At 41.0% G+C, this 200-nt stretch carries 1 rRNA gene; it reads right to left on the bottom strand.

The features are described 5' to 3' along the window. Positions 1-73, bottom strand: a 16S ribosomal RNA gene (locus AEA42_RS21825); the annotation flags it as partial. Positions 74-200: the final 127 nt, after the last annotated feature.

Genomic DNA, 200 nt, shown 5'->3' with positions numbered 1-200 from the left:
GCTGCCGCTCGACTTGCATGTGTTAGGCCTGCCGCCAGCGTTCAATCTGAGCCATGATCAAACTCTTCAATTAAAAGTTTTTTGTTTAACTCGCGTTAAACGACTCAATGAATTCTACTGTTTTGATCCGCTTTGCTCACTAAGAAGCATCGCGTTTCAATTCATACATTACTGTATGTACATATTGCTATGAACACTCA

The organism is Shewanella sp. Sh95, from assembly GCF_001308045.1.
Taxonomy (GTDB): Bacteria; Pseudomonadota; Gammaproteobacteria; order Enterobacterales; family Shewanellaceae; genus Shewanella; species Shewanella xiamenensis.
This window is presented reverse-complemented; position numbering and strand designations above follow the sequence as displayed.